24 protein-coding genes are annotated in these 25010 nt (G+C 54.5%); 13 read left to right on the top strand and 11 right to left on the bottom strand.

What is annotated here, in order from left to right:
* Positions 1 to 48: 48 nt before the first annotated feature.
* Positions 49 to 354: a DUF3006 domain-containing protein gene (locus OOF89_RS19175; protein WP_266081084.1), complete on the bottom strand. Its 306-nt coding sequence runs from the start codon at positions 352 to 354 to the stop codon at positions 49 to 51.
* The gene (locus OOF89_RS19170; RefSeq protein WP_266081082.1) at positions 351 to 1754 is read right to left on the bottom strand and encodes a lamin tail domain-containing protein; all 1404 of its coding nucleotides are present in this window, start codon (positions 1752 to 1754) and stop codon (positions 351 to 353) included. The genes OOF89_RS19175 and OOF89_RS19170 overlap by 4 nt, the downstream gene beginning before the upstream one ends.
* A gap of 453 nt (positions 1755 to 2207) precedes the next feature.
* Here OOF89_RS19170 and OOF89_RS19165 point away from each other — a divergent pair, with 453 nt between their 5' ends.
* Both OOF89_RS19165 and OOF89_RS19160 read left to right on the top strand, forming a co-directional pair.
* Entirely contained in the window at positions 2208 to 2366 is a 159-nt protein-coding gene (locus tag OOF89_RS19165; protein WP_266081080.1) for a hypothetical protein, read from the top strand.
* A gap of 134 nt (positions 2367 to 2500) precedes the next feature.
* On the top strand, positions 2501 to 3472 hold the full coding sequence (locus tag OOF89_RS19160; protein WP_266081078.1) for a sulfurtransferase: 972 nt from the start codon (positions 2501 to 2503) through the stop codon (positions 3470 to 3472).
* A 173-nt stretch (positions 3473 to 3645) separates the two neighbouring features.
* Here OOF89_RS19160 and OOF89_RS19155 read toward each other — a convergent pair whose 3' ends face one another.
* Both OOF89_RS19155 and OOF89_RS19150 read right to left on the bottom strand, forming a co-directional pair.
* The gene (locus OOF89_RS19155) at positions 3646 to 4113 is read right to left on the bottom strand and encodes a hypothetical protein (RefSeq protein ID WP_266081076.1); all 468 of its coding nucleotides are present in this window, start codon (positions 4111 to 4113) and stop codon (positions 3646 to 3648) included.
* Complete coding sequence (locus tag OOF89_RS19150) at positions 4110 to 4973, bottom strand: DUF3100 domain-containing protein (RefSeq protein WP_266081074.1); 864 nt, start codon at positions 4971 to 4973, stop codon at positions 4110 to 4112. Before OOF89_RS19150 ends, OOF89_RS19155 begins: the two co-directional genes overlap by 4 nt.
* A gap of 320 nt (positions 4974 to 5293) precedes the next feature.
* On the opposite strand from OOF89_RS19150, the gene OOF89_RS19145 reads away from it, so the two are divergent.
* Complete coding sequence (locus OOF89_RS19145) at positions 5294 to 6616, top strand: aminotransferase family protein (protein ID WP_266081072.1); 1323 nt, start codon at positions 5294 to 5296, stop codon at positions 6614 to 6616.
* Between the two features lie 393 nt (positions 6617 to 7009).
* Here the strand turns inward: OOF89_RS19145 and OOF89_RS19140 are convergent, their stop codons facing one another.
* A complete protein-coding gene (locus OOF89_RS19140; protein WP_266081070.1) occupies positions 7010 to 7735 on the bottom strand; it encodes a fumarylacetoacetate hydrolase family protein in 726 nt (241 codons plus the stop codon).
* A gap of 647 nt (positions 7736 to 8382) precedes the next feature.
* Between OOF89_RS19140 and OOF89_RS19135 the strand changes: the two genes are divergently transcribed.
* Positions 8383 to 9393: an agmatinase family protein gene (locus tag OOF89_RS19135; protein WP_266081068.1), complete on the top strand. Its 1011-nt coding sequence runs from the start codon at positions 8383 to 8385 to the stop codon at positions 9391 to 9393.
* A 2-nt stretch (positions 9394 to 9395) separates the two neighbouring features.
* Here the strand turns inward: OOF89_RS19135 and OOF89_RS19130 are convergent, their stop codons facing one another.
* Positions 9396 to 10448 carry an NrpR regulatory domain-containing protein gene (locus OOF89_RS19130; RefSeq protein ID WP_266081066.1) on the bottom strand — a complete coding sequence of 351 codons (1053 nt, stop codon included), beginning with the start codon at positions 10446 to 10448 and terminating at the stop codon, positions 9396 to 9398.
* 100 nt (positions 10449 to 10548) lie between these two features.
* On the opposite strand from OOF89_RS19130, the gene OOF89_RS19125 reads away from it, so the two are divergent.
* The 6 genes from OOF89_RS19125 to OOF89_RS19100 all read left to right on the top strand — a co-directional run bounded on the left by OOF89_RS19125 (position 10549) and on the right by OOF89_RS19100 (position 17342).
* Positions 10549 to 11982: a sodium:solute symporter gene (locus OOF89_RS19125; protein ID WP_266081064.1), complete on the top strand. Its 1434-nt coding sequence runs from the start codon at positions 10549 to 10551 to the stop codon at positions 11980 to 11982.
* Between the two features lie 184 nt (positions 11983 to 12166).
* Positions 12167 to 13252: a pyridoxal phosphate-dependent aminotransferase gene (locus OOF89_RS19120; protein ID WP_266081823.1), complete on the top strand. Its 1086-nt coding sequence runs from the start codon at positions 12167 to 12169 to the stop codon at positions 13250 to 13252.
* Positions 13253 to 13502: 250 nt separating this feature from the next.
* Positions 13503 to 14495, top strand: a complete 993-nt coding sequence (locus OOF89_RS19115) for an ABC transporter substrate-binding protein (RefSeq protein WP_266081062.1) — start codon at positions 13503 to 13505, stop codon at positions 14493 to 14495.
* Positions 14496 to 14500: 5 nt separating this feature from the next.
* A complete protein-coding gene (locus OOF89_RS19110) occupies positions 14501 to 15592 on the top strand; it encodes an ABC transporter ATP-binding protein (protein WP_266081821.1) in 1092 nt (363 codons plus the stop codon).
* The gene (locus OOF89_RS19105) at positions 15592 to 16512 is read left to right on the top strand and encodes an ABC transporter permease (protein ID WP_266081060.1); all 921 of its coding nucleotides are present in this window, start codon (positions 15592 to 15594) and stop codon (positions 16510 to 16512) included. The genes OOF89_RS19110 and OOF89_RS19105 overlap by 1 nt, the downstream gene beginning before the upstream one ends.
* Positions 16509 to 17342 (top strand): ABC transporter permease, encoded by an 834-nt coding sequence (locus OOF89_RS19100; protein WP_266081058.1) that lies wholly within the window; start codon positions 16509 to 16511, stop codon positions 17340 to 17342. The genes OOF89_RS19105 and OOF89_RS19100 overlap by 4 nt, the downstream gene beginning before the upstream one ends.
* 120 nt (positions 17343 to 17462) lie before the next feature.
* On the opposite strand, the gene OOF89_RS19095 is transcribed toward OOF89_RS19100, so the two are convergent.
* Together OOF89_RS19095 and OOF89_RS19090 are read right to left on the bottom strand one after the other, a co-directional pair.
* Entirely contained in the window at positions 17463 to 18734 is a 1272-nt protein-coding gene (locus tag OOF89_RS19095) for an ArgE/DapE family deacylase (protein WP_266081056.1), read from the bottom strand.
* A gap of 150 nt (positions 18735 to 18884) precedes the next feature.
* A complete protein-coding gene (locus OOF89_RS19090; RefSeq protein WP_266081054.1) occupies positions 18885 to 20285 on the bottom strand; it encodes an APC family permease in 1401 nt (466 codons plus the stop codon).
* 235 nt (positions 20286 to 20520) lie between these two features.
* Between OOF89_RS19090 and OOF89_RS19085 the strand changes: the two genes are divergently transcribed.
* Entirely contained in the window at positions 20521 to 20856 is a 336-nt protein-coding gene (locus OOF89_RS19085; protein WP_266081051.1) for a pyrimidine dimer DNA glycosylase/endonuclease V, read from the top strand.
* Positions 20857 to 20870: 14 nt separating this feature from the next.
* Here OOF89_RS19085 and OOF89_RS19080 read toward each other — a convergent pair whose 3' ends face one another.
* The 3 genes from OOF89_RS19080 to OOF89_RS19070 all read right to left on the bottom strand — a co-directional run bounded on the left by OOF89_RS19080 (position 20871) and on the right by OOF89_RS19070 (position 22825).
* Positions 20871 to 21608, bottom strand: coding sequence for an SDR family NAD(P)-dependent oxidoreductase (locus OOF89_RS19080; RefSeq protein ID WP_266081049.1), 738 nt, complete (start codon positions 21606 to 21608; stop codon positions 20871 to 20873).
* Positions 21609 to 21863: 255 nt separating this feature from the next.
* Positions 21864 to 22049 (bottom strand): hypothetical protein, encoded by a 186-nt coding sequence (locus OOF89_RS19075; RefSeq protein WP_266081047.1) that lies wholly within the window; start codon positions 22047 to 22049, stop codon positions 21864 to 21866.
* An 80-nt stretch (positions 22050 to 22129) separates the two neighbouring features.
* Positions 22130 to 22825 carry a helix-turn-helix domain-containing protein gene (locus OOF89_RS19070; RefSeq protein ID WP_266081045.1) on the bottom strand — a complete coding sequence of 232 codons (696 nt, stop codon included), beginning with the start codon at positions 22823 to 22825 and terminating at the stop codon, positions 22130 to 22132.
* A gap of 152 nt (positions 22826 to 22977) precedes the next feature.
* Here OOF89_RS19070 and OOF89_RS19065 point away from each other — a divergent pair, with 152 nt between their 5' ends.
* Both OOF89_RS19065 and OOF89_RS19060 read left to right on the top strand, forming a co-directional pair.
* Complete coding sequence (locus OOF89_RS19065) at positions 22978 to 23385, top strand: hypothetical protein (protein WP_266081043.1); 408 nt, start codon at positions 22978 to 22980, stop codon at positions 23383 to 23385.
* A 400-nt stretch (positions 23386 to 23785) separates the two neighbouring features.
* On the top strand, positions 23786 to 24814 hold the full coding sequence (locus OOF89_RS19060; RefSeq protein ID WP_266081041.1) for an LLM class flavin-dependent oxidoreductase: 1029 nt from the start codon (positions 23786 to 23788) through the stop codon (positions 24812 to 24814).
* Positions 24815 to 25010: the final 196 nt, after the last annotated feature.

Raw genomic sequence — 25010 nt, 5'->3', positions numbered from 1 at the left:
TTAACTTTACGGATCGAAACTCCGGAGTAGAAGAACGGTTTTGGTGCCCTACTCAGGGGCTTCATCGTCTTCCGGTGGGCGACGCGCGAGGCGGTCGAACTGTCGTTGGGCGGCTTCCGCTCGCTCCTCCGTTTCGGTCGGCTCGTACACTATTTCCACTATCGTTTCCTCATCGAGAGTGACAGTGAAAATCGCGTCTTGATGGCGTCCGGATTCGGGGAGGTCATCGTGATGAATGACGTGTTCATCGACCGTCACTCCGTCGGATTCGAGCAGTAAGACTGCCTGCTCATCTTCGAAACGATCGAGCACGGCAGTGAGTGTTCGCGTGGGTTCAGCACTTTCATCGGTCATTCGTAGGTCTCCCGAACTACAGTCGTCCCCTCGGTATCCACGATAATCACAGTATCGCCACCGTTGTTCCAGATCGGTTGCTCCGAGTTCCAGTAGTAGTCGGTGTTGGTATTCTCATCGCTGCCTGAGTGGAGAGTAATTCGCTGACTGGGTTCGAGGATGGTCCCCCGAGGAACTGTATAGCTGTGATTCGCTGTATCACGGATCTTCCATCCGGAGAGGTCGTGCGGCGTTGTTCCCGTATTTTCGAGGACGATGTACTCATCGTTGAGATTTTCGGCGTCACTGCCGGCAGCGTCGGCGTGTACTTCAGCGAGTTGGATGGTGCTAGCTGGTCGCGACGTTGTCGCTGCTGGCGTTGCCGTCGTGGTCGGAGTGTCGTCGGAAGAATCACCTGTGCTTCCGGTGTCGATGGTCGTCCGCGTCGTTATGACCTCGGTTGTGCCGGGATCGATAGGCGGTGCAGTTCGAAGGGACTGGGGATCGGTTGGCGCCTTTGCTTGCGTTTTGACCGTTATCCGTTCACCCGTGCTGGAAAGCACGATATTTCCGTGAACAGCAGTCCAGTAGGTCGGAACACCACGAGCGGCGAGTCGGGTCAGGGTCTCTTCGTGTGGATGGCCGTACTGCGAGTCGTAGGCGCTCGAAATCACCGCGATCTGTGGTGTCACCAAGTCGAGAAACGCGTCGTTAGTGCTTGATCGACTACCGTGATGAGCGGTGAAGAGTACCGTTGAATTTAGCCTCGATCCATACTGGTCGACTAAATACTGCTCTTCTTGTTGACCCGCATCTCCGGGCAGGAGAAAGCTTGTCTTCCCATATACGACTTTGAGGATGATACTGTTCTCGTTTCTCTCCCTGTTTGCAATAAAGGGATTCGGTGGCCCGAGAACCGTCACAGCGGCACCATCGAATCGAAGGGGGTCGCCCGCTTGAATTTGATACAATGGTACGTTGTAGCGTTCGACGGCGTTCAGGTATCGCTGGTATGTCCCAGAACTAGACGCAATACCGGGATCGTACACAGCTCCGATGCCACTCGCCTGTGTTTCGTAGTATTCGATTACCGCTGCATTGCCACCGATATGATCGGCGTCCGAATGTGAGGTGACGAGATGATCGATCCGTTCGATATCGTGCCGACGGAGATACTGGAGGACGTACTCACCGTCGTTGCGCCAATCGCCAGTATCGATGAGCATCGTTTCTCCGGTTGGAGAGACGACGAGCGTACTGGACGATTGTCCGACGTTGATAAAGTGAACCTCCAACGGACTCGTCGGTGCGGTAGCGGTTGTCGAGTCAGTTTGCGCTCCGAGTGGCCCGCTGCTCGTACACCCCGCAAATACGACGAGAGCTGCAAGAACAAGCGCACAGAGGGCGTGCTGAGCTCGCATACACTACTCACGACTGGATTTCCTAAATAGATTAGTACATAAATATGGTCGTGTGAGCAGTGAATAGTAGTACTGTTCGTGAGCCGACTCGGCTCCGTTCTCCTGAGGTTTTCGAAGACGCCGTCTAGTGAAATAGTTTGTACGAAAGATGGTGACCGCGGAATGCGACTCACAGGCAGCCGGTCATGCGATTGATGTTTACGTGATGGCGTCAGATCGTGTCTCTGTGGAGTGCTGCGTGAGTGCATCTACACCAATGGTCGGGAGTATAAAATGCGTATCGTAAGCACAAAATTTGATTGTAGTATCCGATCCAGTCCGTCCGCATTTCATTGATTGTCTTACAATTCATCTACCGACATTGTGAATTTCGTTCCACTTTCTCCGTTGTCATCGTTCGGGTCCGTATCGTCGAGTTACGCTCTTTTTCGTTCAACGCGATCTTTGGACGGCATGTTTGCCATCGGAGACAAATTCGGTATTCGAAGGGAGAATGAGCACGCAGCGTGGGCGGATGAATCGAAAGCGGCACAGGATTTACACCGCCTGCTAGAAATGACTGCGGTCGTCACTCGATTCGCTATCGATAAAGCCCTACGCCGACCGGAGTAAAAGCTAAACTACCGACGAGCGTACACGGACGAACGATTCGTCGCCCATCGGATTGGAGTGAAAATCGACCGTTGTGGGCACCCGACATATGCAGCCCCAATTGTTAGGCCGCCGGTGGAGAAAACGTAGATTCCATGAGCGATATCAGCCACTCCGACCCCGAGATCGAAGAGCAGTACAGCGGCCATGATGACGTTCTGGTTTCACCGGATTGGCTACACGACCACCTCGACGCGTTCCAGTCGGACGATCCCGACTATCGACTCGTCGAAGCTGATATCGAATATGAAAAATCCTATGCGGAAGCGCACATCCCTGGAGCCGTCGGATTTCGCTGGGGAACTCATCTGCAGGATTCCATCGAGCGCGATATTCTGAAACGAGCGGAGTTCGAGGAGATCGTACAGGATGCAGGAATCACGAGAGATACGACGGTCGTCCTCTACGGCGACGAGTCCAACCAGTGGGCTGCCTACGCGTACTGGCAGTTCAAATACTACGGACACGAAGATGTTCGCCTTCTCGATGGTGGTCGTCCATACTGGTTTGACAACGAGTATCCGACGACTGACGCGGTTCCCAACTTCACCTCGCGAGAGTACGAATCGGGAGGCCCCAACGAGGATCTCAGAGCATATCTCGACCGCGTTAAGGAAGTCGCCGCTATCGAAGGTGAGTCTTCGGCCGAGGGCCGGGCCGAGGTCGGTGATGATCCCGAAATACCGATGGTCGATGTTCGCTCTGAAGCGGAGTATCGTGGTGAAAAGATCGCTCCCGAGGGGAGCGAAGAAACGGCACGTCGGGCTGGACATATTCCCGGTGCGACAAATATTACATGGAAAGAAAACCTCGACGACGAGGGGCGCTTCAAGGAAGGTGATGACTTGCAGTCGGTGTACGCCGAACGGGATATCAACGGCGACAGCGAGATAATATCGTACTGCCGAATCGGTGAGCGCTCCTCTATTACGTGGTTCGCGCTGCATGAGCTCCTTGGTTGGGATGTTACGAACTACGATGGATCATGGACCGAGTGGGGAAACCTCGTCCGACAACCGGTCGCGGTTGACGTGGACGAACCGGCGTCGGCAGATACGAAAAAATAACCATTCGATACAACTCTGTTCCCCGAGTGTGCCGTTCGGTAACCGTTATTTCCAGGGATTCGATTTGGTTCGTATTTTGGTTTTTTATCCTGCGATCGTGATTATGCCGTCCAGAAGTTCGCTTCGGAACACACAAAAGGTTCATACGCAGTCAGATATGGAAATCGGTGAGATTAGATAACACCTTGAGCGGAGAGCATGATCTGGGAGATGATTGCCGATCCGAAGAACGTTCCAAAGAAGACGACGACAGCGACGATTACGAGTTTCCAACTCACTTCTTTCATTCGTGTTACTTGCAGAGCGATCGATAGGCCAGCATATGCGAGAATTGGCGTCGTTGTCGCGAGAAACGATACGGGTTCGGTCAACGAAAGTACTGTTTCTTGCACTGGTGAATAGGGGAGCGAGAGCAAGAACGCGATTACCATCGCGTATGCAAACGACGGCAGTTCGAGTGAAAGATGTCGCCCGAGGAAGAGCGACACGAGACCGATTGCAACGATGAGTAGCATACCAGGGGCAGCTGCCATCGGTGAAATCCCATATCCGATGGTGTTGCCGACGAGAGTGAGGATTCCGACGACGAGCAGCATCTTGAGCGAATCGAATCCGAACTCACGCTCGGAGAGCGTCGTCATTGCTCCCTCCCGAGAAGGGGTGCAAGATACGCATAGAGTTTGTTGATGAGTGGCAGGCCGACAAACAGAACGATATAGAGGCCGGTAATGCCCGTGAGAAGGTTACTCGTTGCTGCGAACGAGAGGATTTTCTCGTCAGTGGCAACGCTTGCCGGGACTGCTTTTGCGAGTGATGCCGAGCAGGCCGTCATCATACTTGCACTCCCCATCCCACACGCCATCGAAAGTGCGAGCGGGTGAAGTCCAGTGACTGTTGCATATCCTCCGAGGAGTCCGAAAAAGACGGTCCCTAAAACTGTTCCAGTGAGGTACGTTCCAAGGACCCCGCGTCCCTCCGGTGATTCGATTCCGTACTTATCGGTGATAACGCCAAGTGTGGGCTCTCGTGCGATACTGACGGCACTTCCAATCGCTTCCCGCTTCAATCCCAAGAGGAGCGCAAGTGGAAGTGCGAGAAAAATCGTCCCCAGGTTCCCTAACTCCTGGAAGACGAACGCGAACCCAGCATCGATGAGTTGCTGAAACGATGGGCCGACCAGTGTTCCGTATTTGACGCCAAGTGGCATCAGGGAGATGATGAGCAGCGGCGAACTCAGGCGGCTAACGTCTTTCGAGACGAACTGCTGCAGCGGGGGTATGTGCTTTCCAAGAACGCTGTAGCTGACGAGGAGACCGAAGCCAACTGCAAACAGCATCGGCAGAAGGACGAGCTTTCCGGGTCCGAGTGGAAACGAAATCGTCCCGATCGATTCCGCAATAACCACGATTGCAAGGACAGTCAAATGTGTTTTCGCGTGGATTTTCCATCGACCGTTCGTTTGAATTGGGCCCCAGCGACTCGTGTCAGAACTTGATGACATATGGTATCACGGTTAATTCGGTGTACTGTAGTTGGAAGGGGTGTATATATGTGTGGAATGCGGCGAACAAACGATAAATTCGAAATAATCCCAAACTATTTACAATCCCGACTATTACACGGACGGATTTGAATCAGGAAACGAAAAGCTGAGAGCTGAGAATCTTTTGAGTTCGTTCACACCCGGATCAATTCCGCCCGATCAGATGAATGGAGCGGTATATCAGACACATGTTTTACAGGTACTAGAAACTAGTTTCACCGACAATTTTGGATATTGTTCAAACGAGCGTTTATAATATTGGAGAAAAATCATAGCATATGTCCCGACAACACCCCGTCGGAGAGGCGGACGCATCGATCCACCACTGGTACAATCCGGATACGAACCCTGTAAATATAGCTGAAGGTGACGGTATCTCGGTTTGGGATACCGATGGAAACGAATATCTCGACTTCTGTTCACAGCTGTACTGCACGAATCTCGGTCACAGCAACGAAGCGGTGATCGAGGCGATGGACGAACAAGCGCGCAACATCCCGTACGTTTCGTCCGCAAAACGTACCCCGTCCCGGGATACGCTCGCGAACCAACTCGCTCAAATCGCGCCATCCAACCTCTCGCATACCTTCTTTTCCATTTCCGGAAGCGAGGCCAACGAGATTGCCGTTCAGCTCGCTCGTGAACATCAAGATGCCCCGACGGTTCTCACCCGATGGCGTTCCTATCACGGTGGTACGTACGGAGCAGGTGCCCTAACTGGAGACCCCGAGACACGAGCAACGATCGAACGTCATGCGGCGACTTCGGGGGCGGCGAAGTTCCTCCCACCAATTCCGAAAGCGTTCGATACTGATGACCCGGAAGAACTAGCCCGAAAAGCGGCCGACCACCTCGAATTCGTGATTCGAAATGAAGATCCGGATTCTATCGCGGCGATACTGATGGAGCCGGTCGCCGGAACGAGCGGTGCGTTCCCCGCCCCACCGGGATATTTCGACCGCGTCAGGGATCTCTGCGACGAATACGATATTCTGCTCATCGCTGATGAAGTCATTACCGGCTTCGGTCGATGTGGGGATTGGTTCGGCATTCAGACCGAAGACGTGGACCCCGACATGATCACGTTTGCAAAGGGGGTCACGAGCGCATACGCCCCATTGGCCGGGGTTATCGTCACTCCCGAATTAGCCTCGTTTGTCAGGTCGAACGGATTCGACATCGGACAAACCTTCGGTGGACATCCCGTTGGCTGTGCGGCAGGGTCCGCCGCGATCGACGAATATTCTGACGGTGTCATCGAGAACGTTTCCGAACTGGAAGCGACTCTTCGATCGGGGCTACAGGAGTTGGCGACGAATCACGAAGTCGTGACCGACGTTCGTGGCCGAGGCTTCCTCTGGGGAGTCGAATTCGCGGACCCATCGACGGGTGAGGCCTTCCACGATCCGCGCGTGGATGACGGTGAGAATCCAGTTTCGGACGTGATTCGCGAATCACGGGATCGAGGCGTGTTGTTCGGCGGTGGCCGTCCGGGATTCCAGATCATCATCTCGCCACCGCTCATCGCGAACGAAGCTGAACTCGAACAGGCAGTAACTACCCTCGACGAATCGATAGCAACCGTGTTCGAAGACCGATAACGCCATTAGACGAGTGACGTATCGTCCAGCCTTGATCCGAGCCGAATCCGCTGCTCCCATTTTAGGTACACCATTTTTCGCTCATTGCGAAACTCGACTGGTACTAGAGGGTGATTGGGTATGAACCCTCTTGGATCGTGTTCTGGATCTGGCGAGCGTTCGGTGTACATCGATTTGTCCGCGTCGATGTGGATCAAATCTCCCTGTCCGTGGAGTGACCGAAAAAGAGTCCTCCCAGCCTCCGGCGTGGAAAAGCGCCATGCGAGCGGCAGTCCCGTGTTACTTCCATGATTGCCAGCTTCGACCCTGTTGCGAAATTAAAAGGACCGATGGCATCACCGGCAAACAAGCAAGACGCCACTGTTTTCAGCGCGAACGAGATACGACGAGCCCTTATGGAAACGACGCGTCGCTGACCGTATTTATCAACGTTCCGACGCCATCGTATGTGATTTCGACTGTCTCACCCGACTCGACGAGTCCTGGATTTTTCGGGCTGCCGAACGCGATACAGTCGCCCGGTCGAAGGGTGAACCGTTTGGAAAGATGAGAGATTACTTCGTATGGGTTGAACAGCATCAGCTCGGTGTTCGATTCTTGTCGCTTCTCTCCGCCAACGTACGTTTCCATGGTTAAATTGGTGGGTTCAACGTCCGTCTCGATCCATGGGCCGAGCGGGGCGGAACCGTCGAAGGCTTTCCGTGCGGTACGGCCAACTTGGTCGAGGGCGTCCACATCATTCATAATAGTGTACCCGCGAACCACGTCCGGCGCTTCATCGGGTGTGAGATTTCGGCACCGTTCGTCGATAACGGCAACCAGTTCCCCTGCATAGGTGAGTTCATCAGTCCACGTGGGGTATGGAATCGGCTGGTCGTGCGCGATGAGGCTCGCTGTCGGTTTGATGAAGAAATCCGGTTCCTCCGGCTGCTCGTACTCCATTTGTTCGAGCGTCGTCGCGTAGTTGCGCCCGACGCAGTAGAGGGCACTTGGTTCGCAGGGTGGGAGCAGGCGTCCATCGACACCGACCTCGTAGACGCCGTCGTCGGCGTATAGAGTTCCATCCTTGTAGCTACCGGCAACGGGGCCGTTCGAAGTGAGAAGTCGTGCGATTCGCATGGGTATAGTTGTCGTGGTCGACTGCAAAAAGCCGGTGATTGTCCTCGGCCCTCACTCTTGGACACAGCCACGAGCGGAGCGAACGAAATTCAGTGGCTGTCGATAATGTCCCGTCGGGAGTAACCGATAGAAAGACCAGTTCCGCACGCGGTTCGATTGATAGACAGTCCTTCAGTTTAATAACTACCTTAATATGAAACCAAAGAATTTAGTTGGGTATAGAATGATACTAAATTGGCCGAGACTGGTGACTAGAAGGTTATGGCTCGGCCCCCTATCCCCGCTAAAACGGCAACCAACAGCGTCAGCTTTTGCTTTTCAATCCCTAACCGTATCAGTCTTCGACAGCCAGTCGCTTCTGATGGAAATCTCCTCGAGAATACGATCCGTTTTGTAACCTCGTTTCAGTCGGGGCGTCACAGCGTCGCATTGGCAAACACATCCGTACCAGCGATGGCATCGTCTAACGGTGTCAACTCGCGCTCCATGGTTCTTGACTGTCGGTATTGGCATGAGATGTCCGCACTCAACATATCACATTTCTTACCAAAATTTGTATAATAAATGGATGGCAACACATTGCCACGCATGCATCTGATATTCGAATTCACGAATCGAACCATTGAGACCAAAGCAGGTAACCGCCAATGAACGACTCCGAACGGATGTCGGCTTCGGAGTTTCGTGCATTGCACGAGGGTGCAAACGTCGAGATGGCGTATGCTGGCGCGAATGCGTTTCTCAAAGGTGACCAACGTGACGTCGATGACCTCGAAGATTTCGACGTCGGTGTTCTCGGTGTGCCGTACGACGGTGCACTCACGAATCGCCCGGGGGCTCGGTATGGTCCTGAAGCGATACGGCGTGCGAGTGCCTGGTGGGCCTATCTGTCGAACTACAAAGGCGGGCTGACGAACATGAATACGGGTGCTCAGGTCGACTTTTCCGATTTTCGTGTCGCCGACTGTGGCGATGTCCCGTTGTTCCCGATGAACCGCGAACGAACCGCAGAAAGTATTCGGTCACACGTCGGAACGGTCGCCGAGCAAGCATTCCCGCTCACGCTGGGCGGGGATCACTACTGTACGTATCCGGCGTTTTGTGGCTTTGCCGAAGGAGCGGACGCGGACTCCGTCGGATTGGTTCAGATCGATGCTCACACTGATACATCCGTCGAGAGTGCGACGTTCGGAAAACACTACCACGGATCGAGCACACGACTCATCGCCGAGTCACAGTACAGCGATTTTGACAAAATCAGCCAGATCGGTATTCGAGGATACGAGAGCCCAGGATTTTTCGAATTCGCCGATGAGTCGGGACTTAATCTCTACACGATGCGCGACGTTCACGACCGCGGTATCGCCGATGTGGTCGTGGACGCCGTCGAAGCCGCAGCAACGGATACGGATGCCGTCTACGTGACGTTTGATATCGACGGTGTTGATCCGGGCGTTGCACCAGGGACTGGAACTCCAGAACCGGACGGATTGAGCGCGCACCAAGCGTTGCAGATAATGGAAATTCTGGGAACCCACGACGATATCGGCGCGGCCGACTTAATGGAGGTTTCACCGAAGTATGACCCGACGGAATCAACCCAGACACTCGGAGCATATCTCGCCGTCACACTCCTCGAACGTTTGTTCGCCGAGTAGCGTCAGTAGTTTTCGGCAGCAAGGGCAGATGCAACTGGTTCGAAGGCGGACCGCCTTTTCAATCCATGGAGCGATATCCAGAAATCACTATACCCCTCTTCGGCAAGGAGGGAAATGGCGAGCTCGCCGACCGCTCCAAACGTTACGGAGGCGAAATCCCATCCGGGCTGTCCGCGCGGAAACGGCCCTTCTTCCCGGGGCTTTCGGAAATCGATAACACCTCCAAGTTGAGCCCGGACCGCAGCAGCGATGTCGAGCGCCTCCTCATACCGTATCAGGGGTAGTTCACGGTTATCTACAACCACTAAACCAGCGTCATCCCCATCGAGGAGCGGACGGATAGACGATCTCCCGGCCTCAATGAGTAAATCCGCGACATCCACTGTCGATCCCTCCCCACTGATAGCATCGGTGTAACGGAGAATGGCACCTCCGTGTTCGGTCGAGAGTGTCCCTTCATGTGCGAACTGCTCGGGCGCTGAATCCGGGTTCGGATGGTATTCCACGATTCCCGCGACCTGTAACTGGGTGGTGATTCCCTGTGAAAGTAATACCCCATCGAGAGTGATACTCGATGGGAAGAAAAGCCGAGTGATATCATCGCTCTGGGCGCTGGATGGTGGATTTTCGATCGCTACCGGGATGGGGGCGACCGGTAGGTCTGCTAACGCGTTCAATGTGTTTAGCGCGTTTTCGACCATCGAAGAGGGAATATCGATGGCGGAGCTGACGATTTCACCGCTATCCTCGAACGGATTGTACGTGACTTGGCCAGTCAGGACCGCAATCCGCTCTCGGACCTGTTCGAGTCGACCACCGACGTGCCCGAATCGTAATTCCGATCGGCCTTTCTTCGTCAGACAGCGACCTTTCCCCGGTATCTTTTCGGTGTACCCATCCGCGTCCAATTCAGAGAGGAGGAGTCGGACGGTTCGTCCCTTGATCGAGTAGCCCCGTCGTTGGAGTTGCTCCACGAGACGGATACTTCCGATGGGACCATGCACTTCGATCAGTCGGAGCAGGTCGTACTCTCGATTATCGAGACGGTCGGACATACTCACACAGCGAATTACTGACCGATAAACGTACGCATTGAGCTAACAGGAAGGGGTGGTTATAGCAACCTATTTGTATCGGGGGTGGCAACATCATGCCATGGTTGTGTCACTCATTGACACTGGATTACTCGTTCTCTACATGCTGGGGATGATTGGCATCGGCTACTGGGGATATCAGAAATCCGAATCGCTCGACGATTATCTCGTAGCCGGTCGAAACATCCCACTTTGGATGTATGTCCCGGTTATGTCCGCCGTCATTCTCGGTGGTGCGTCCACTGTCGGTGGCGGTGGCCTGGGGTACAAACACGGTATTTCGGGTGCTTGGTTGGTTATCTCACTTGGTATCGGAACGATTGCCCTCGGATTTCTCGTTTCAACGAACCTCGCTAACCTGAAAGCGTACTCGCTCGGAGAGGTGCTTGAACGACGGTTCGACAAGTATTCCGGGACGATCGGTGCCGTAATCGCTGGCGTTTACGCACTCACCATCGCGATCACACAGACGATCGCCGTTGGAAAAGTTCTGAGCGTTCTCTTCGACGTTGACCAGGGCACGATGATTCTGCTCGCAGGTATCATCATCGTCGTCTACACCTCACTCGGTGGAATGCTCACGGTGACGATGACCGATTTCGTGCAATGGTGTATCATGACTGTCGGCATCTTCTGTATCGCCCTTCCGCTCGGTCTCAACTCGGTTGGTGGCGTCTCAGGGCTCATGGCAGAACTCGACCCCTCGTACTTCGATGTTACGTCGATCGGCTTGGACGCTATCGCTAGTTATTTTCTACTGTACGTCCTCGGCATCATGATCGGCCAAGATATCTGGCAGCGTGTGTTCACGGCGGAAAACGCAGATACGGCTCGAAAGGGGAGTATTGCAGCGGGGGTGTATGCGATCGTTTACGGTATTGTCACCGCGATTCTCGGGATGATCGCGCTGGTTCTTCTCCCGTCGTTACCCGATTCGGAGCTTGCCCTCCCACAACTTATCCTCGAAATAGTTCCGGTTGGATTCTCGGGAATCATCCTCGCCGGATTCGTTTCGGCGATGATGTCCACAGCAGACTCCGCACTTCTCGCATCGAGCACTTTGTTCACCCGAGACGTTTACAAGCGATTCATCGATTCCGATGCATCGGACGAGACGTATTCGAACGTCTCCCGACTGGTTATCGTCATCTTGGGCGCGTTCATGACGTATGCAGCGATCGAAATCGGGAATGTCATCCTCGCTCTTACCCTCGCGTATGATCTGCTCACCGGTTGTATCTTCGTCCCGATCTTCGGCGCGTTTTTCTGGAAGCGAGCGACGTGGCAGGGTGCACTCTCTTCGATCTGTGTGAGCGCGATCGTGGTCGTCGGGACGATCTATGTTTACGGCTTCTCCTCGGATTTACCCATTATATTTGGTCTGATCACCGGCATCCTGTGCTTCGTCCCGGTCAGTTACCTCTCGGCACCACCCGCCCGAGAAAAAATCGAGCAGTGGGTTCGCACGCTCGATTCGTCGGCCGCTGTCGAGTAGCGAAATTTCACGTCCGCTTGCTCATATTATATTGAAAAGTTATACAGATTCTATATTTATACTTTCTAGATAATAATTTGATATACTTCCTCTCAAAGAGTACTGTATGGCGGACACCGACAAGCAACTGCTGCAGTTACGGGGAAGTCGAACGGAGAGCGTAAACGAATCGGTAATTCGGGAGATGACAAGGGAAGCACTCGCGGCGGGTGCGATCAACCTCTCACAGGGTATTCCAGACGAGGACGAGACGCCGAATGCAGTCAAGGAAGCGGCTCGGGAAGCGATCACGGCGAACAGTCAGTACACAATTACATGGGGGCTTCCGAAGCTTCGTCAACAAATCAGCGAAAAATATCGTGAATGGAAGGGTGTCGAATACGATTCGGAAACGGAAGTGACGGTCACATGTGGTACCAGTGAAGCGGTAATGTCGGCATTGTTGGCTTTCTGTGGGAAGGGGGACAAGGTGCTTTATTTTGAACCAACGTACGAAAGCTACATTCCCGCGATCAATTTTGCGGGTGCAGAGGGTGTCCCACTCGACATAACGGAGGACTTGACGCTCGACGTAGACGAACTACAGACTGCTGCCCGAGATGCATCCCTTCTCATTTTGAACACGCCGCAAAACCCGACTGGAAAGGTCTTCAGTCGAGCCGAATTAGAAATCATCGCCGACGTCGCAGCGGACGAGAATCTGATCGTCGTCACTGACGAGATATACGAGCACATCGTCTTTGACGATGAGTACGTAAGTCCGGTTGAGGTAGGCAATCTCGCCGACCGGACGATAATCTGTACCGGACTTTCGAAAACGTATAGCGTTACGGGTTGGCGAGTTGGTATCGCACTCGCGCCGGAGCCGCTGTCCCGGGAACTGCGGAAGATCCACGATTACACGAGCATCTGTGCCCCGACGCCGTTTCAAGTCGCTGGCGTCGAGGCGTACTCGCTTCCCCCGGAGTACTACTCCGGACTCAGAGACTCGTATCGTGAGCGCCGAGAACTGCTGTACGATGGTCTTCGCGATGTCGGATTGAATCCCGTGAAACCGGACGGTGCGTATTATATGATGGTGCGATACGATACCGATGAGGACGATATCGCATTCGCAAAAAAGCTCGTCCGACGAGCGGGTGTAGCGACCGTCCCGGGAAGTAGCTTCTATACCGATGGGTCAGCAGATTGGATTCGGTTTACCTTCTCACGGAACGAGGAAACGTTGACGCAAGCGTTGAATCAACTCGCAGAACATAGGTGGTGGTGAACTAGCGGTAGGGTCCGAGCACGTCTGACGAATTTTCCAAGTCCTTTCTGTATGTGTTACAAAAATGATTGGCGTATTTACCCTTACCGGACAGTATAAGTGGATACTCTCTGACGATGTGTATATGATAACTAATCCCAAGATGGGGAGGCGAACGTTTATAAAGGCGGCTGGTGCTGGATCTGCGGCAAGTTTATCCACGCTTGCAGGCTGCCTTGGGGGCGGAAACGGTGGCTCGGAAAAATCACCCATGGACCTCGAATCCTGGCCGCCACAGGAGATAGGGGACAAACTCGTCATGTGGAACTGGTATGACGACTGGGCAACCTACGCGAAAAATGCCTTCAGCAAAGAGTTCGACGTCAACGTCACGAACAGTGGTTTCTCCAGTCCGGAACAGTGGTACTCACAACTCCAGGGTGGAAACTCCGAAATAGATAACATCTCGGCGACGGCGAATTGGGTCGAACGCTCCATCGAAAACGATTTGCTCTATCCACTGCCGGTCGATAAGATGCCGTCCTGGAAGAACATCACCAAGCGAGTGAAAGACGTCGGAACATACCAAAAAGGCGGGAAAACGTACGGCGTTCCGGAAAGTATCGTCCTCTATCCCCTGACGTACAACACGAATCACTTCAACAAAGCCCCGACATCGTGGGACGTTCTATGGGATGAGTCGAACAAGGGTAAAATCACGATGTGGGACAACAGCACCGTCTCCTGCCAAATCGCCGCACTCTACACGGGTCAAAATCCAATTGACCCCGACGATTTCAAGGAAATCGAAGAAGTGCTCAAGCAGCAAAAGCCGCTTCTGAAAACCTACTGGGGTGATTATCAACAGGGAATGAGTATGTTCGTCAACGAGGACGTTGTCGCCGGTCCACTTACCATGGGGCGCACGTACTCCGCAAAATTCCACGAAAACGCACCGGTAAATTACACCGCGCCGAAGGAGGGTGCATTGTTCACTAGCGACCTGTTCGTAATACCGAAAGGGGCACCCAACCCGATGACGAGTCTCCAATTCACCAATTGGGCATCCCAGAAAAAACATGCAGCGAAGCTGTTTACCGAGATGGGCTACATGCCCGCCGTGAACATCGATAGCGAATTATCCAAAGAGCAGCGCGAGTTCACGAATTGGCCGGACAGTTGGAACCTCGTGTTCCAGAAGCAACTGAGCCAGAACGTGCGAGATAAGTACAGCGAAATCTGGACGGCAGTGAAATCGGCCTGATGACAATGCCATTACTTACAGTTGACAATCTGACCAAGGAGTTCGGTGACGTCACCGCAGTCCAGGACGTTTCGTTTGACGTTTCGGACGGTGAATTCGTATCGATCCTCGGTCCGAGCGGGTCGGGAAAATCAACCATACTGCGGATGATTGCTGGGTTCGAAACGCCGACCGACGGGTCAATTCGGCTCAGTGAGACCGAACTCGTCGGCGTGCCACCGTTCGAACGGGACATCAATATGGTGTTTCAGAACCTCGCCCTCTTTCCTCATCTGACCGTCGCAGAAAACATCGAATACGGACTCAAGCAGGCCGGAGTGAAGAAAGCCGAACGTGCGGAGCGGACGAAAAAGATGCTTCGGATGGTTCATCTGGACGGATACGGCTCTCGCTCCCCTGATGAACTGAGCGGCGGCGAACAACAACGCGTCGCTCTCGCTCGAGCGCTCGTCAATGAACCGGAATTGGTGTTGTTCGATGAACCCCTCTCGTCGCTCGACCGGAAACTCCGACAACACATGCAGACGGAACTCCAGCGGATCCAGTCCGAGACGGGAACGACCTTCCTCTACGTGACGCATGATCAGGAGGTGGCACTGTCCGTCTCGGACCGACTCGTCGTGCTAAACGATGGCGAAATCGAACAGATAGGATCGGCCGAAAATCTGTACGAATCGCCAAATTCGGCCTTCGTCGCGGATTTCATCGGCGATGTCAATCAGGTACCGGCCGTCGTGACGGGGGCAACGGAAACCGAACTTACGATCGAAGTTGAGTCAAAACCCGTCTCGTTCGCCCACGACGGAACGATGCCCGTTTCGTCCGGTGAAGAGGTCCGCGTCTGTGTCCGGCCGCACAAAGTGTCGGTCTCAGACTCCGATACCGACGGTCACCTTTTCGAAACGAGGGGGACGGTTCGGGAGCGAAGTTACCAAGGTAGCGACGTCATCTACGTAATCGAAACCCCGTTGGGGCGGCTGACCGCGAACGTCCGCGGCCGGAAGTTCGCGGTTGATGACGACGTTATCGTCGGTTGGAATGCCGACGACATGCACGTCTTTCCGGCCGAGCAATCACCGCTACAGGAGGCTGTGTGATGGCCGGTGCTACCCGCTCGGAAGAGCCATCGGAGGCGAAATCTTCTATACAGAGCCTTCTGCAGGGTCTTCGAGAGCGTCCGCGACTCCATAAAGGACTCATCATTGGCCCACCACTCACCGTTCTCACGTTGTTTTTCGCACTGCCGCTGCTGTCGATGCTTATCATTTCATTTCGGCAGGGACAGATCGACGGTCCCCTGACGCTCCAGAACTACACTCAATTCCTGACGTCGGACACCTACCTGACCGTCGTGTGGCGAAGCCTGGTTATCTCGGCCGAGGTGACGGCACTCGTTACGGTCATCGGATACACGCTCGCGTACAGTATCGTTCGATTTACGCGGTATACGACGGTTCTGCTCTTACTCGTGATTCTTCCGTTCTGGACGAGTTACATCATTCGAATGTACGCGTGGATCAATATCCTCCAAAACGGTGGCGTATTGGACTCGGTTCTCCTGCTGACGAACATCATCGATCAGCCGATCGGGTTACTGTACAGTCAGGAGGCCGTGTTGATCGGATTCGCGTACGTCTGGCTCCCACTCGCCGTCTTGCCGTTTTATGCGTCGCTGACGAACATGGACCCCGCACTTATCGATGCGGCGAAAGACCTCGGAGCTGGGCCACTCAAGGCGTTTTTTACGGTGACGCTTCCGACGACCGCGAATGGGGTTATCACCGGTATTCTCCTCGTTTTCATTCCAACGTTTGGCTCGTTCATCACTCCGCGTTTGCTCGGCGGCACCAGCAACGTAATGATCGGAATGGTGATCGAAGAGCAGTTCAAATCGGCGTTCAACTGGCCGTTCGGCGCGGCAATCGGGATGATCGTCACGGTTCTGGTCGTCGCCTTACTCGTCCTCGGCGCACGTGCCGGTGGCAACCTTTTCGCACGGGGGGATGACGCGCAATGAACCAGCTGAATCGCGTCCTTCGGCCCGTCGAACGGATCGTCCACCAATACGGCTCACACCTAGGACGCCTCGCGATGATCATCGTCTTTCTGTTCCTCTGGCTCCCTATCGGCGTTCTCGTGTTCATGTCCTTCGCAAAGGGTGGCGTTTTGGCGTTCCCTCCGAAGGAACTCACCGTCCAGTGGTACGTCACTTTCTTGAATAATCAGACGGCGATGAACGCCATCGTCACGACGCTGAAGATAAGCATTGTCGCATCGCTCATCAGCGTCGTTCTCTCGACGTTGATTGCGTATGCCATCGACCGGTTCGTTTTCCCCGGAAAGGACGTTCTCCAGTTGCTTGCGACGCTCCCGATCGTCGTTCCACTCGTCGTCACTGGAATCGCGATGGTGTTGTTCTTCGGTGCGATCGACTTCCAGCAAGGATACTGGTCCGTCGTCATCGCGCACGTTATCAGAACGATTCCGTTCGCGACGCTGGTCATCCTTCCGACGTTCCTGACCTTCGACCGCCAATTAGAGGAAGCGTCGAAAGACCTCGGAGCGAACGAACTCGAAACGTTCCGACAAGTAACTCTCCCGAGTGTCCTCCCTGGCATTATCGCGGGTGGGTTGCTTGCGTTTACGCTCTCGTTCAACGAGTTCGTTTACACCTACTTCGTCAGAGACTCGTCCACGACGACGCTGCCGATTTACATCTGGAATCAGATCCGTTATAATGTGACACCCGAAGTAAACGTCATCAGCGTCGTGTTTCTCTTGCTGGCCGTCACACTCGTTCTCATCGCCGTTTCGCTCACTCGAGTTGAGCTACTCACTCGGCGGTGAGCCCCCATTCTTTGCAAAGCGACTCCGTTACCGATGCGAATCACTCTCGTCACCAGTGGATACGGAAAACGAATCGAGAAGCTATGGCGCGGTGGCTTCACCGCCGGGTGGCGTGTTTGCTCACGATTCTATCACACCCGTTGATAGATACAGATACTCAGCGACAGCGTCCGTGAGCACTTCTGTCGCCGTTAAAACGTCCGGCCATTCTACGGTTTCGTTCGGAAAATGGGCTTGTTTGATAGATCCCGCTCCGAAAAGGACGGTCGGGATGCCGGCGGCAATATAATGACGTGAATCGGCCCCATACGTCGCCCCGCGCGGTTCTATATCGCTCAGCCCCTGGTTTCTCATCGCTGTTTGTAGCGCAGTGATAATTGGCTCATCCACGCTGATTTCTGCGGGTTCGAACTGTATCGCTCTGCGCTCGAACGTCGGTGGATGCTGCGAAAGCCAATCGCTCTTGGCCGTGACCGCGTCGAGTTTGTCCCGGAACTCCGATTCGACTGCATCGTTTGTCTCACCGGGTGCGACTCCGATTCGAATCTCGCTCGATAGGTGAGCGGGGACACTCGATGCCCACGACCCCGCATCGACGGCCCCGAAATTCACCGGCCACGAGATTGGGAATGACTCGTACAGTGGGTGAGTGACGCGTTCGTTGCGATCCGCTTCGAGTTCGCGAAACGCCGTTCGTATTTGCTCAAAATGAGGGAGTACCGACTCACCCTCCCAGCGAGTGGCTGCATGAGCGGACCGCCCTTCGATTTCGAGGTTCATCATCACACTTCCTTCTACGGCCGTCACAACGTCCAATTCCGTCGGCTCCGTGATGATTGCGGCGTCTCGATCAAACGGATATGGGTTCGAGAGCGCCGCTGCGACAGCGCCAATACCCCCTTCTTCCTCGCCGACGACACTCTCGACGACGACGCGACCATCGAGATTGTTTTCCATCTCGTGTGCGTATTTTGCGGCGAAAATACATGCTGCGAGATTGCTTTTCATGTCCACTGCCCCACGGGCTGTAAGCGAATCCCCATCCCAAGTGGGCTCGAACGGATCCGTCTCCCACGATGATTCCTCGACAGGGACGACATCGATGTGGCCGTTCAAGATGATAGTCGGACCTGCGTCGGGATCTCCGAATTCGAGTACACCTGCAACGCTCGGGCGTTCGTCAACATCTATCTCGTCCGCGCTCGGAAACGTCGTGCTTTTGGCCAACTCGTCCGCATTTGCCGTCCACGTGTAGACATCGAATCCGAGATCCGTTAATCGGTCCGAGAGCCACTCCTGTGCCTCTTTTTCGTTCCCACTGGTTGTTTCGAATGTCAACAACCGTTCGGTGAAATTTCGAAGATCTTCGTCGTATTTTTTGCTAATATCCATCAGTAGATGGAGTTTGGAATCGACCGTGATATTTGTTACTCCGCAACTCGACCGAACTCGTCGAGTACGATTGGATTCACAGGATTATCGGACATAAACCTGGAACTGTGTTGAGGTCTCTCCGTAAATTCCGGTCGTAACGAGTAGAAATCACCTATCGTGCCCTTCTACACTGGGTTTCACGTGGGAAGTGGTATCCCCTGAAATGACGTACATACATGCGCCGAGGAGTGTCCAAAAGAGGATGATTCCCCATTCGAACGGCCACGAAAGCGCCGACGGTGCTCCCGGAAGGTAGAGTCCGACGAAAAACACCGTCAGTATGAGCGCGAGTGTGCCAAAGACACGGCCATACGGGAGCTTGAACGGCCGATCCATATCGGGTTCGCGTCGCCGTAGAACGAAAAACGAGACGACGACGAGGACCCACGCGAGAACGAGTCCGAGCCCACTGGCATTGACAATCCAAACGAGCATCTGTTCTCCAAACAACGGTGAAAACACCGACAGCCCACCGATAAGGAGAAGAGCGTTCTTGGGGGTATTGTGCTTGGGATGGATCTCGCTCAGCGATTCAGGTAACATCCCGGATTCGGCGAGCGCATATACTGCGCGGCTGGCACCGAGCAGGAACGAGTTCCAGCTTGTGAGAATCCCTGCAATACCAGCTAACGCCATGATGCGACCGATCAGTAGGCTATCGAATAGACTTTCCATCGCGGCGGCAGCGGGAAGCGAACTCTCGACGAGCTGTGAACCGGACATTGACTGGCCGGACGCCCAGATGACTGCGATATAAAACAGTGCTGCGACTCCGACTGCAATCGGGATGATGATTCCAAGTGTACGTGGCTCGACGTCAGCCTCACCGGCGGCTTGTGGAATCACGTCGAACCCGACGAACATGAACGGCGTCATGATGGCGACGGTGAACACACCGGCAATCCCGACACCACCGAGTGGCGGCGCGGACGGCGACGACCCGTTCGTGACCGCACCGATTGTCAGTGTGATACCCGCCAGCCCGATGATGACCGCGAGAAGCGTCTGAAACTGTGCCGCGGGTCGAACGCCGCGGTAATTCAGCAGCGTCATGACGATGGCACCAACGCCACCGACGAGTATCCACGTCGCGTAGACCGGTTCGCCGGCGACCGTCCAGAGTTGAATCGCGTTGAAGCCGGGCACGATATACGCAAGTGCCGACGGAAGTGCGACGACTTCGAAGACGACGACGCCAACGTACCCCAACACGAGTGCCCAGGTACAGACGAACGACCCGAACGGTCCGAGTGCTCGAAGGCTATAGACGTGTTCACCACCGACGTATGGCATCGCAGAGGCGAGCTCGCCGTAGATGAGCCCGACGACGGAAACCATCAGTCCACCGAGGACGAATGCGAGTATCGATCCATCGACCCCGCCCTCGTTTATCCAGTAACCGGATTGGATAATCCAGCCCCAGCCGACCATCGCTCCGACCGCCAAAACGAAGAGGTCGCGCCGTGACAGTACTCGTTCGAACTTGTCATGTGTTGGCTTATCATTCATGCGATTCGTACTCAGTTGCCGATCTACATAACATATTTCCTAATAATATTAATAAATTTAAGATCGTTCGAATATCATCCGCGAGTTCATCGATAGTGCTGTACCAAACGTGGGAGACAATAATTACCGATGATAAATCCCTTCTGGCGTGAATTTGAATCGTCGTCCCCCGTATCGACCCACCGACCGCTTCACGAAGCAATGAGACTTTTAGTTCGAGGACCCTATTTCGGATATGACTCGGATGTGGTGTGTTCCACCGGGAATACTCTGTCGTCAGCATCTCCTCGGGGAACACAAAGAGCTCCACCAGCTTGTGGGCCATATTCATGCTGAACACACGAATGCAGTCCGCGGACACGCGGCGAAGGGACAAATCGACACCTCACGGATAGCCGAACGCCACGATGAGCTCGTGGACGAGTTACAACGACGGGGATATAATCACGCCTCACCGTTGGAGTACGAAGATACGCTTGACCTCGGTGAGATAGACGAATCCGACAATATCGAGGATTTGACCGAGCGATGTGCGACGTGCCGTGAGCGATCATTAGATATGGACGACTGAGACCGTCGATCACTTCATCGCATAAGCTCGCCGCCGTTGACGTTCAGCGTCTCCCCGGTGACAAACCCGGCATCACGGAGATACGCCACAGCGTCGGCGATGTCTTCCGGCTGACCAAACCTGCCGAGTGGAATCTGTTGGCGCTCCCGGTTCGCTTCAGCAGGGGTTCGGTCGGCAGTCATGTCCGTTTCAATATGGCCAGGAGCGACCGCGTTGACGCGAATCGTGGGAGCAAAGTCCCTCGCGTGGCTCTTCGTCAATCCGAGAAGGCCGGCTTTCGAGGCGGCGTAATGACACTCTATCGGTGCGCCGGTGTACGCTAGTATCGAAGAGATGTTCGTTATCGATGGTCCTTCCGGAACCGCGGATTCACGGAGATATGACAGCGCGGCCTTCGTCACATTGAACGCACCGTTAACATTTACGTCCAGTATTCGATCGAAGTCTGTCGGAGGTAGCTGTTCCGTGTAAACGTGTTGGTCGATGCCCGCATTGTTAACGAGATGGTCGATACTCCCGAGTTCCTCGACGCTCGTTGTGATGAGGGCTTCGGCGTCTCCCGGATCACTGACATCCGCTTTGACGACGCGTGCTTCGCGACTAGTCTCCCGATCGATCGTCTCCGCCACCGATGTGGCCATTTCGGCGTTGTTGCGATAATTGATGATGACGTCGTAGCCATCGTCCGCGAATCGCCGTGCGACAGCACGGCCGATTCCTCGCGACGATCCGGTGATGATTGCTCCGGCCATGGGTGGCAGTATGTGGGGCGTGACCGTCAAGATTCGGTTCGCGGTGGATGAAACGAAAGGGGACGGCTGAACACGAATCACTGGAATTCACCGCGTACGAGCCGTTTGCAAGCCCTGATGTCCAAGGGGAGGCCCAATCTCGATTCTGGCTTCCGACGGTCGAACCCCGATCGGTCAGAAAGTATCAATTACCGAAATCGATCACAAAAAGCATCCGAACCGTACGATATCGGTCGGTAACGATTTTGGGAGAAGTTATCGTTTTTCGGGCTTTGGCCGGAACCGACGAGCAGTGAGCAGCCCAAGGGCGACGCCGAAGCCGAAGACGACGAATCGAGGTGGTCCGCGCTGTGCGGATCCATCGTAGTCAGCGTTCGCTTGCGTTCGAGCACAGTCTGTTCCTCGGTGTTTCGATCTGATCGGACATGACTTCAATGTCATCAACTGTGTAGACGGGCCGATGTCTCCTCAAGATTCGTTCGAACATGTTCCGTCTCTCCAGGCGAGCCCCTTGGTCCATTCTACGTCCCCTTGTCGGAGCCGCTCCGCTGGCGATGTTCGGATTCGGGTTCGTCGATTGGCACGGCAAAGAATTCTTTGACGATCGTTTCTTCAGCACGATGGAGAACGACGCTCGTCGTGGATTTGCTGACGCTCAGTGCGGAGGCGAGATCGGTGAGCGAACACTGCCGTGGCGTGTCGTAGTAGCCTTGTTCGAGCGCTTCGCTCATAAACTCCCGCTGGCGGTCGGTCAAGAGTTCGGTCGGAGTTACGGACTGGATAACACGTTCGACCTCGAATGCGAACCCAGCCTCTGCCAACATCTCACCGAATCGGGACAACCGTTCGTGGGAGGTGGTAAATTCACAGACGATCCAACCGTCTTCGATACTGTATGGGAGTTGTGGCAGAGTTCCCGAAGCAAAGAACGCTCGAAAGGGCGCAGGGACGAAGGGAAGCTGGAACTGCAGCAATACCGTATGCTCGTCCACGTGGAGGACGTCGTAGGAAGGTACCCTCGTTTCTGGCGCATCCTCGAACAGGTCAAGAACAATCGTCGGTTCAGCCATGGTTGCTTCCAATACGACGAGTAATCCTTTGTCGGTTGGATACGCACTCAGGAGCCGGAATTCGTCGTTGGGGTGCTCGCTCGATAACCGAAAGGGACCTTCGAGGGAACCACCCGGTGGTCTGAATCGAACTCGTGCTTTGGGCATATACTGTACTGTCGGTGGACGACGTTAGCCGTATCGCCGCAAATACATCAACACACAAACCGACCTCGTTCCCCCGTTCGTGATCGGTGGAGGCTCAGCGGAAGAACATGTTCGGGCACATGCTCACCGTCACGAGACTCATACAAACCACCATGGCGCCGTCTGAAACCGATCTGACGGAAAACCAGCGAACGGTACGGGTATTGCTCGCGGTGGAAGCTACGTCTTTCTTCCTCGCTGCCCTTGTCCACGCGGGACTACTCACTCAGGGATTTGAACATCATGAGGCGATGATAGCCGAGGGAACAATCGGTATCGTCTTGCTTCTCGGATTAGCGATTACGTGGATTCAACCACGGTCGATGTTTTCGTTCGCTGTTGCTGTTCAAGCATTTGCACTATTGGGGACGTTCGTCGGAATCTTTACGATTGCCGTTGGGATCGGTCCTCGCACCGTTCCGGACATCGTGTATCATGTTGCGATAGCGATCGTATTGACATCCGGTCTCGTATTGGCAGTCCGGTCACGCGCGGTCGAATCGACCAGTCAGGGCGAATGACCGAGATATGATTCGTGAACCCCGGCCGATACATGATGGCATCCATCTCGACCCGATTTTCGAGTACTTCAGTCGATTATCGGTGAACGATGAGTTCTAACTCTTAATCAAAGCATGCAACCCATCACGTCGTCCCATCCTACGGTGATATCCTCGATTCGACTGAGCCAGATCAGTAATACTAGTCAGAAACACTAAGCAATAATACTGGACAACATTTCCAGTCAGTATATCCTTCACTCACAAGCACGTTCCTCCGACTGAACGTTTTCTCCGTTGCTCACGGAGTCGTAGATCACATATCTGTTCCTTCGAGGTCGTCCGAACAAGGAGAGTCAAATTCGCAGCAAGAACCGCCCGCTAGCCAAACCGTTATTTTTCGGAATCCCCGAGAGGGGTTGTGAATCTCTCCATTGTCGATCTCTCGCCGGTTCCCAACGGTGGAACCGCGACCGAAGCCTACGCGAATACTGTCGAAACGGCGCGACAGGCCGAACGGCTCGGCTACTCGCGATTCTGGGTGGCGGAACACCACGGGATGGCGAACACACTCGCCGGAACAACCCCCGAGGTTCTCCTCGGACATCTCGCCGCCGAAACCGACTCAATTCGACTCGGTTCGGGAGCGGTGCTCCTTAACCACTACAGCCCGTTCAAGGTTGCAGAAGAGTTCGGCGCGCTGGACGCGCTCGCGCCCGGGCGCATCGACGCGGGACTCGGTCGGGCAAACGGCTCTCCGGCCGCCGACCGAGCCCTCGGAACGGAACGACACGTCCAAAATCCCGACGAAGACCATGCCGAAAAGATCGAAGCCGTCGTTAATCATCTTTATGACGACTATCCTGACGAGCACGCCTACAGTAACCTGGAGATTCCCCGCTCAGGTGCGGATACACCTGTTCCGTGGGTACTCGGGTCAAGTCCGTCGAGTGCGGCTATCGCGGGCACACTCGGGTTGCCCTACTGCTTTGCGGCGTTCATTCGACCGCAGTTCGCCGTCCACTCATTCGAAGAATACCGCGAGCACTTCCAACCGTCCCATCTGGCCGGTAGTAGCGACAAGCCAGCAGGAATGGTCGCAGTGAATGCGGTTTGTGCTGAAACCGACGAAGCGGCGGCACGACTCCGAGCGGTAGCTGAGGCGTCCTACAAGCGGATGCGGCGCGGTGTCGTCGGTACGACGCCATCCGTTGAGGAGGCTATTGACGAACTTGGCGGTGTTCCCGAGCCAACACCAGCCACACTCGATTCCGGCGAGTGGCCACGGGCCGTTTCTGGGAGTCCGGAAACACTCATCGAGATATTAGAGCAACTTGCTGACCGCGTAAACGTCGACGAAGTTATGATTCAACATGTTGTCGGCGACCACGATGATGCGTTGCGCTCGCACGAATTATTGGCCGACGGTGTCGGACTCACCCCCCACTGACAAGTGTCCACCACTGATAATCTACCTCTATCCTCCTCTCACGATGCAGATACACATCGAACTTGTCGCATTTGTATGTGGTAAAAACTAATCGTCCCCTGAATCTGTCATCGTTGAACCATTGTGCAATCAATTTCGAGACGGAACTAGTTGAAAAACGAATATCATGGCCATAAGTACTAAAATTGTTCGCTGA

The sequence above is a fragment of the Haladaptatus caseinilyticus genome (assembly GCF_026248685.1).
GTDB classification, from domain to species: domain Archaea; phylum Halobacteriota; class Halobacteria; order Halobacteriales; family Haladaptataceae; genus Haladaptatus; species Haladaptatus caseinilyticus.
This window is presented reverse-complemented; position numbering and strand designations above follow the sequence as displayed.

What these genes read in the sequence shown, in the direction of transcription:
- OOF89_RS19090 (WP_266081054.1), bottom strand. Translation starts at nt 20,285, where the DNA reads ATGAATGATAAGCCAACACATGACAAGTTCGAACGAGTACTGTCACGG.
- OOF89_RS19170 (WP_266081082.1), bottom strand. Translation starts at nt 1,754, where the DNA reads ATGCGAGCTCAGCACGCCCTCTGTGCGCTTGTTCTTGCAGCTCTCGTC.
- OOF89_RS19110 (WP_266081821.1), top strand. Translation starts at nt 14,501, where the DNA reads ATGCCATTACTTACAGTTGACAATCTGACCAAGGAGTTCGGTGACGTC.
- OOF89_RS19175 (WP_266081084.1), bottom strand. Translation starts at nt 354, where the DNA reads ATGACCGATGAAAGTGCTGAACCCACGCGAACACTCACTGCCGTGCTC.
- OOF89_RS19115 (WP_266081062.1), top strand. Translation starts at nt 13,503, where the DNA reads ATGGACCTCGAATCCTGGCCGCCACAGGAGATAGGGGACAAACTCGTC.
- OOF89_RS19145 (WP_266081072.1), top strand. Translation starts at nt 5,294, where the DNA reads ATGTCCCGACAACACCCCGTCGGAGAGGCGGACGCATCGATCCACCAC.
- OOF89_RS19080 (WP_266081049.1), bottom strand. Translation starts at nt 21,608, where the DNA reads ATGGCCGGAGCAATCATCACCGGATCGTCGCGAGGAATCGGCCGTGCT.
- OOF89_RS19070 (WP_266081045.1), bottom strand. Translation starts at nt 22,825, where the DNA reads ATGCCCAAAGCACGAGTTCGATTCAGACCACCGGGTGGTTCCCTCGAA.
- OOF89_RS19100 (WP_266081058.1), top strand. Translation starts at nt 16,509, where the DNA reads ATGAACCAGCTGAATCGCGTCCTTCGGCCCGTCGAACGGATCGTCCAC.
- OOF89_RS19155 (WP_266081076.1), bottom strand. Translation starts at nt 4,113, where the DNA reads ATGACGACGCTCTCCGAGCGTGAGTTCGGATTCGATTCGCTCAAGATG.
- OOF89_RS19105 (WP_266081060.1), top strand. Translation starts at nt 15,592, where the DNA reads ATGGCCGGTGCTACCCGCTCGGAAGAGCCATCGGAGGCGAAATCTTCT.
- OOF89_RS19095 (WP_266081056.1), bottom strand. Translation starts at nt 18,734, where the DNA reads ATGGATATTAGCAAAAAATACGACGAAGATCTTCGAAATTTCACCGAA.
- OOF89_RS19125 (WP_266081064.1), top strand. Translation starts at nt 10,549, where the DNA reads ATGGTTGTGTCACTCATTGACACTGGATTACTCGTTCTCTACATGCTG.
- OOF89_RS19160 (WP_266081078.1), top strand. Translation starts at nt 2,501, where the DNA reads ATGAGCGATATCAGCCACTCCGACCCCGAGATCGAAGAGCAGTACAGC.
- OOF89_RS19150 (WP_266081074.1), bottom strand. Translation starts at nt 4,973, where the DNA reads ATGTCATCAAGTTCTGACACGAGTCGCTGGGGCCCAATTCAAACGAAC.
- OOF89_RS19075 (WP_266081047.1), bottom strand. Translation starts at nt 22,049, where the DNA reads ATGACATTGAAGTCATGTCCGATCAGATCGAAACACCGAGGAACAGAC.
- OOF89_RS19065 (WP_266081043.1), top strand. Translation starts at nt 22,978, where the DNA reads ATGGCGCCGTCTGAAACCGATCTGACGGAAAACCAGCGAACGGTACGG.
- OOF89_RS19135 (WP_266081068.1), top strand. Translation starts at nt 8,383, where the DNA reads ATGAACGACTCCGAACGGATGTCGGCTTCGGAGTTTCGTGCATTGCAC.
- OOF89_RS19165 (WP_266081080.1), top strand. Translation starts at nt 2,208, where the DNA reads ATGTTTGCCATCGGAGACAAATTCGGTATTCGAAGGGAGAATGAGCAC.
- OOF89_RS19140 (WP_266081070.1), bottom strand. Translation starts at nt 7,735, where the DNA reads ATGCGAATCGCACGACTTCTCACTTCGAACGGCCCCGTTGCCGGTAGC.
- OOF89_RS19130 (WP_266081066.1), bottom strand. Translation starts at nt 10,448, where the DNA reads ATGTCCGACCGTCTCGATAATCGAGAGTACGACCTGCTCCGACTGATC.
- OOF89_RS19120 (WP_266081823.1), top strand. Translation starts at nt 12,167, where the DNA reads ATGACAAGGGAAGCACTCGCGGCGGGTGCGATCAACCTCTCACAGGGT.
- OOF89_RS19085 (WP_266081051.1), top strand. Translation starts at nt 20,521, where the DNA reads ATGACTCGGATGTGGTGTGTTCCACCGGGAATACTCTGTCGTCAGCAT.